Origin of the sequence: Cellulomonas triticagri (genome assembly GCF_003696205.1) — a bacterium.
Taxonomy (GTDB): Bacteria; Actinomycetota; Actinomycetes; order Actinomycetales; family Cellulomonadaceae; genus Cellulomonas; species Cellulomonas triticagri.
Genome location: NZ_RFFI01000168.1, coordinates 1 through 5741 on the forward strand (window position 1 = coordinate 1; position 5741 = coordinate 5741).

Below are 5741 nucleotides of genomic sequence, written 5' to 3' on the forward strand. Positions count from 1 at the left end.
CCGACCCCGCCGCGCCCCACTCCGACCACGGGCCCGCCGCCCGCGACCACGCCGCGCCCCTCCCCGACCGCGGGTCCGCCGCTCCCCGCGGACCAGCCCGACGCAGCGCCGACCACCGCCCAGCAGTCCATCCCGCCGGTGCCGCCCGCCGCGCCCGCGACGCCCTCCGACCCTCGTACCGCCACCCCGACCGCAGTCGGGCAGGACGAGGATCGCGGGGAGACGCCCGCGCCTGCCACCGCCGTCGCGCCGGGCGTCACGACCGAGCCCGCCGCCGGGCCGCCGGCGTCGCCCGACGATTCTCGTGCTGCCACCCCCACGACGGCGGGGAGTCACGAGGACCGGGGGGAGACGGCCGGTGACCCCGCCGGAGGTGGGCTGCCGGACTCGACCGTGCCGACGGTGCCCGTCCTCGGGGACCTGGAGCACACGCGGGTCGCCGGGTGGGGCACGCGCGCGGACGTCGGTCCGGTGGTGCTCGTGCTGGCCTCGGGGGAGCAGGTCGCCGTCACCGGGCCGGGACTGATCGGGCGACGCCCGCACGCCGAGGGCGGCCCGTGGTCGCACGTGCTGGCCGTCGTGGACCCCGAGCAGTCGGTGTCCAGCACCCACCTGGCGTTCCGCCCGGTCCCGGGCGGCCTGGAGGTCGTCGACCGGGGGTCCACCAACGGCACGGTGCTGGTCGACCCGGACGGCAAGCCGTGGACGCTCGTTCCGGCCCAGCCCGCCCACGTCACGGCCGGCTGGACCCTGGTCCTGGGCACGTACCGCATCCCGGTCGAGCAGGCCTAGCGCAAGGGATCGACCGGCGCACGGTCGACTGTCGCGGGCACCGTGTCAGGGTGCCGAGGAGTCCTTCACCGTCCGCTGCTCCGACACCGAGGTGCGAGGAGCTCGCTCGACGGTCGTGGCGGAGACGAATCGACCGGTCATGGCGCTGCGCCCGTTCGCGGACGAGACCCGGTACGTCGTTCGGTCGAGCTTCTTGACCGAGACCTTGCTCGTCGACTTCATGAGACCTCCCCGGGGTTCCCGCTCATCCCAGCATGCCCACTCTCAGCGCGCGGTGAGTGCCGAGCGCCCACTCGCACGCGGGCACGTCTCGGTCGGACCGCGTGGCGCTACAGCGTGGGCGGCGTCCAGGCGAGGTGGACGACCTGGCGGCCCTCGTCGCGGGTGACGAGCTGTGCGCGGCCGGGGACCGACGGCGTCGGCTTCGCGCCGCCGACCAGGGCGCCCTCGTCGGGGCTGCCGGACAGCACGATGCCGGGCGCGGCGAGGTCGCGCAGGGCCTGGAGCACGGGCTCGTACATGGCGCGCCCCGCACCGCCGGAGCGGCGGGCGAGCACCAGGTGCAGGCCCACGTCACCGGCCTGCGCGAGCAGGGGCACCAGCGGCGACAGCGGGTTGCCGGTGGTCGTGGAGACGAGGTCGTAGTCGTCCACGATCACGTACACCTCGGCGCCGGTCCACCAGGACCGCGACCGCAGCTGCTCGGGCGTGACGTCCGGTCCGGGCAGGCGCCCGCGCAGGTAGTCGGCGAGCCCGGCGATCTCCGCGGCGGCCTGCTCCTGGGTGGTGAAGTACCCGGCGAGGTACTCCTCGGGGATCTCGCCCAGCAGGGAGCGCCGGAAGTCGACGGCGAAGATCTGCGCCTGCTGCGGGGTGTGCAGGCGGCGGACCTCGGACGCGACGGCGCGCAGCAGCGCGGACTTGCCCGAGCCGCCGTCGCCGAACGCGTACAGGTGCGGCTCCTCGGTGACGTCCACGCCGACGGGGGCGAGGTTCGCCTCGTCGATGCCGAGCAGCAGGCGGCGCGCGTCGGCGCGGGGGTCGGCGCGGACCTGGTCGAGGGCGACCTCGTCGGGCAGCAGCCGCAGCTTCGGCCCGGCGGGGCCCTGCCAGGCGGCGTTCACGGCCTGGATCAGGTGCTGCACGCCGGCGCCGAGGGTTCCCGCGTCGCTGTCCGCGTCGACGCGCGGCAGGGCGGTGAGCACGTGGTGCTTGGACACCGCGAGGCCGCGGCCGGGCCGCTCCTTGGGGACGTTGACGGCGACCTTCCGGTCGATCTCGGAGTCCATGGGGTCACCGAGCCGCAGCTCCAGGCGGGTGCCGAAGACGTCCTTGACCTGGGTGCGGAAGTCCATCCAGCGGGCGGCCGTGGCGACGAGGTGCACGCCGAACGTCAGACCCCGCCCGGCGAGCGCCTGGATGCGCGGCTCGAGCTCGTCGAACTCGGTGCGGATCGTGGACCAGCCGTCGACCAGCAGGAAGACGTCCCCGTACCCGTCGTCGGCGGTGCCCTGCGCGCGGCGGGTGCGGTACGTCTCGATGGAGTCGATGCCCTGCTGGCGGAAGTACCGCTCGCGGTTGTCGATGATCGACTCGACCTCGGCGACGGTGCGGCGGACGACGTCCGGCTCGGCGCGGGACGCGACGCCCGCGACGTGCGCGAGCGCGGCCAGGGGCGCGAAGGTGCCACCGCCGAAGTCGAGGACGTAGAACTGCACCTCCAGCGGGGTGTGCGTCAGCGCGAGGGACGCGACGACCGACCGCAGGGCGGTGCTCTTGCCGGTGCGCGGGGCGCCGACGATCGACATGTGGCCCGCGGCCCCGCCGAGCTGGAGGGTGAGGTTCTCGCGACGCTGCTCCAGCGGGCGGTCGACCGTGCCCAGCGGGACGGTGAGCGTCCCGGCGGACCGCCACCCGGGGGAGACCAGGCCGAGGCGCGGGTCGACGACCAGGTCCGGCATGAGCTCGTCGAGCGTGCGGGGCACCACCAGCGGCTCCAGCCACACGGCGTGCGCGGGCGGGCCCTGGCCCTTCATCCGCTGCACGGCGATGTCGAACGTCGCCCGCGTCTCCTCGGCGTCCGCGACGGCGGCGACCTCGGTGGTGGCGGGCGCCTCGACGGCGCCGCCGAGGACGGGCGCGGCGGTGAACGACTCCAGGCGCGCGGCCCCGGTCCCGGCGGTCGCGCCGCTCGCGGCACCCCGGCGGCGGGCCTTCGGCGGTCCGGACACGTAGGCGGCGCGGAACTGGATCATCGTCGTCGTGTCGGGCTTGAGGTAGCCCATGCCGGGCACGGGCGGCAGCGTGTACGCGTCGGGGACGCCGAGCACGGTGCGGGACTCCGCGGCGGAGAACGTGCGCAGGCCGATCCGGTAGGACAGGTGCGACTCCAGGCCGCGCAGCCGCCCCTCCTCCAGGCGCTGCGAGGACAGCAGCAGGTGCATCTGCAGCGACCGGCCCAGGCGGCCGATGGTGACGAACAGGTCCACGAACTCCGGCTTCGCGGACAGCAGCTCGGAGAACTCGTCGCAGACGATCAGCAGGGCCGGCAGCGGCGCCAGGTCCGTGCGACCGCCCTTGCGGGCCTTCTCGTAGTCGGCGACGTTCGCGAAGTTGCCCGCGGCGCGCAGCAGCTCCTGGCGGCGGACCATCTCGCCCTGCAGGGCGTCCTGCATGCGGTCGACGAGGGTGAGCTCCTCGCCGAGGTTCGTGATGATCGCGGACACGTGCGGCATGTCGGCCATGCCCGCGAACGTCGCGCCGCCCTTGAAGTCGACGAGGACGAAGTTCAGGTCCTCGGACGAGTGCGTCATCGCGAGCGCCAGCACCAGGGTGCGCAGCACCTCGGACTTGCCGGAGCCGGTGGCGCCGATGATCAGGCCGTGCGGGCCCATGCCCTGCTGGGCGGACTCCTTGATGTCCAGGGCGACGGGCTGACCCTGCGGCGTCACGCCGATCGGCACGCGCAGCCGGTCGCGGGCCAGGCGGGGGCGCCACGCGACGTCCAGGTCGAGGTCGCGGACGTCGCCCACGCCGAGCAGGTCCACGAGCTCGGAGGACACCTCCTCGTCGCCGCGCTCCGGGCCCGACTCGACGTGCAGCGGCAGCAGGCGGCGGGCCGTGGCCTCGGCGTCGGCGACGGACATCTGGTCGCCCTCGACCCGCACCGGGGCGTTGCCGAGCCGCAGCACGTCGACCGGCGCGCGCAGGACGTCGTCGGAGACGGTGGCCGCGCCGACGTTGAGGCGCAGCGTCGTCGGCTCGTCGAGCTCGCCCCAGCGGTCCGGGAGCTCGAGCACGGTCACGCCGAGGACGCCGTCGGCGGTGAGGATCGCGTTGCCGACCGGGACGTGCCCGCCGTCGACCACCACGAGGACGTGGGGGAGCGGGGCCTCGGTCGCGTACCCGAAGCGGGGCCGGTCGGTCAGGTCCTCGGGCAGCAGGCCCTCGACGTCGGCGAGCGCGGTGCCGATCATCCGGGCGGCGCCGACGGCGTCCCGGGAGCGCGTCGAGTGCGCGTGGGGCAGCCACTTCACCCAGTCCCACTCGGGCAGCGCGGCGTCGCCCGCGATGACGGCGACCTGCAGGTCCTCGGGCGCGTGGAACGTCGCGAGCTGGCTGACCACGGCCCGGGCCAGCGCCCGGGACTCGGCGACGCCGCCGGTGACCTCGATGCGGGCCACGGACCGGACGTCGAACGCCAGCGGGACGTCCTGCTGCACCCGGTGCGTCACCAGGAACCGGTGCGCGGCCGACGCGGCCACGGGGTCGAGCTGCGCCAGCGGCGGCGTCTGCGGGGCCTCCAGGTCCAGGCACAGCGGCTGCGCGCCGACGCCGACGCGGGCGGCGAGGAAGTCCTCGTGGGCCGGGCGGCGCTCCCAGACGCGGGTGCGCTCCTCGGCGACGGCGGCCAGCGCGCGCGGGTCCGGCGACGACCACTCGGCGGCCCGGCGCTGCGCGCCCGCGGCCTGCCGGACGGAGGTGCGCAGGTCGGACAGGTACGCCAGGTACTCGCGCCGCGCGCCGACGACCTGCGCCTGGTGCTGCGAGCGCTGCCGCCAGCCGTTCACGCCGACGAACCCGAGGGAGGCCAGCAGGAACATGCCCGCCGCGATGTAGCCGCGCGGACCGGGCTGGTTCATCGCGACGAAGACGATCGACCCGACCGACCCGAGCATGGGGATGGCGTTGGCCAGCATCCCGCTGATGCCGTCGGACGCCTGGATCTCGGGCGGCGGCTGCAGGACGACCTGCCCGCTGGGGACGGCGGGCGGCTCGAGGCGCGTCCCCTGCTGCGGCGCGATCGACATCGTCGGCGCTCGGTCCCTCCTACCAGGCGGGGAGCCGCGCGCCCCCCGACGTCGTGGGCAAACCTACCTGCCGGTGACCGCCGACGGCCCGGTCCGTCCACCCGGACGGGGGACCCGCCTCCGGGTGGGATCTGGCGGCGCCGCCGTGCGGGATCGCGAGCGGGGTGTGGGCCGGACGTGGGAAGCGCGGCCCCGGACGGGTCGCGGGGCCGGTCACGGGCCCCCTCGACGGCGGTCGACCGCATACGATGACAGCCGCCGCGCCCGGGGGTCGCGCGCCCGGGCCCGCGCCCGACGTCCGCCCCGGAGCCGTGCGGCCCCGGGGCGGCCCCGGGCAGGACGAGGAGGAGGCGCGCGTGACGGTCCCCGTGCTGGCGCCGCTGACCCGCGTCGCCGTGCACCTCGGCACCCGCCGCCTCGACGTCGCCCTGGACGCTTCCCGGACCCTCGCCGAGCTGCTGGCCGCCGCGGGCGTCCCGCTGGTCCCCGGGCTGCTCGTCCTCGACTCCGCCGGCCGCGTCCTCGACCTCGCCGCACCCGTCGCCGAGCAGGTGGCGGACGGCTCGCTCGTGCACGTCGTCGCCCCCGCGCCCCGCCCGCGCGGTCGTGCGGCCCGCGCCCGCGCCGCCTGGGTCGCCC

Annotated in this window: 4 protein-coding genes; 2 read left to right on the plus strand and 2 right to left on the minus strand. The window is 76.0% G+C overall.

From position 1 onward, the window contains the following. Positions 1 to 402 precede the first annotated feature (402 nt). Positions 403 to 792 carry an FHA domain-containing protein gene (locus EBM89_RS20945; RefSeq protein ID WP_147463631.1) on the plus strand — a complete coding sequence of 130 codons (390 nt, stop codon included), beginning with the start codon at positions 403 to 405 and terminating at the stop codon, positions 790 to 792. 45 nt (positions 793 to 837) lie between these two features. On the opposite strand, the gene EBM89_RS21520 is transcribed toward EBM89_RS20945, so the two are convergent. Further along, positions 838 to 1014: a hypothetical protein gene (locus EBM89_RS21520; protein ID WP_158609726.1), complete on the minus strand. Its 177-nt coding sequence runs from the start codon at positions 1012 to 1014 to the stop codon at positions 838 to 840. 107 nt (positions 1015 to 1121) lie between these two features. After that, positions 1122 to 5102, minus strand: a complete 3981-nt coding sequence (gene eccCa, locus EBM89_RS19130; RefSeq protein ID WP_122151197.1) for a type VII secretion protein EccCa — start codon at positions 5100 to 5102, stop codon at positions 1122 to 1124. A gap of 356 nt (positions 5103 to 5458) precedes the next feature. Here eccCa and EBM89_RS19135 point away from each other — a divergent pair. After that, on the plus strand, positions 5459 to 5741 hold a 283-nt coding region (locus EBM89_RS19135), incomplete at its 3' end, for a hypothetical protein (protein WP_199732202.1).

Bases quoted from the DNA above. Each gene is read 5' to 3' on its own strand.
- EBM89_RS21520 (WP_158609726.1), bottom strand. From the start codon at position 1,014: ATGAAGTCGACGAGCAAGGTCTCGGTCAAGAAGCTCGACCGAACGACG.
- eccCa (WP_122151197.1), bottom strand. From the start codon at position 5,102: ATGTCGATCGCGCCGCAGCAGGGGACGCGCCTCGAGCCGCCCGCCGTC.